The organism is Micromonospora sp. M51 (assembly GCF_018070305.1).
GTDB lineage: Bacteria > Actinomycetota > Actinomycetes > Mycobacteriales > Micromonosporaceae > Micromonospora > Micromonospora parva.
The window spans coordinates 1-505 of sequence record NZ_JAGPXZ010001467.1 but is presented as its reverse complement, the minus strand read 5'-3'; the positions used below and the strand labels follow the sequence as shown (position 1 = coordinate 505).

At 71.7% G+C, this 505-nt stretch carries 1 protein-coding gene; it reads right to left on the bottom strand.

Annotation, left to right across the window (positions count from 1 at the left end; genetic code table 11):
• The coding region (locus tag KBX53_RS35485) for a methyltransferase (RefSeq protein WP_305798024.1) at positions 1–505 on the bottom strand (505 nt) is incomplete at both ends.

Sequence of the window (505 nt, the reverse complement as noted above, 5' to 3'; positions counted from 1 at the left end):
GAAGCTGCCCTGCACCGCCGTCACCCGGTCCGCGACGTCGCTGCGCGCGAAGCGTCGACCGGCCTCCGCCGACACGTTCCGCAGGTCGAGCAGGGTGCCGTGCAGGTGCGGGTGGGCCCGGGCCAGGGCCATGGTCAGGCTGCCCAGGTGACCGCCGACGTCGATGAAACTGTCGACGCCGCTCCAGTCGTACTCGGAAATGATCTTTCCGGCGTCCCAGCGGAGCACCTGCTTGTCGAGCTCGTCGGCGGCCTCGCCCTGCTCGCGCCACTCGGCGACGAAGGCCGGGTCGGTGTTCACCGCGTCCCAGTAGTCCCGGCCGAACTCGGCGGCGTAGCCCGGCCGGCCGGTACGCACCGTGTGGTCGAGGCGCAGCAGGCTCAGCGTGATGCTGCCGATCATGCCGTCGTTGCGCAGGACCTGACGCACGCTCTGCGGATGGTCGGAGCGCAGCGGGTCGCCCAGCGGGGTCAGTGCGTACTCCCCGTCGGGGCCGCTCTCCAGG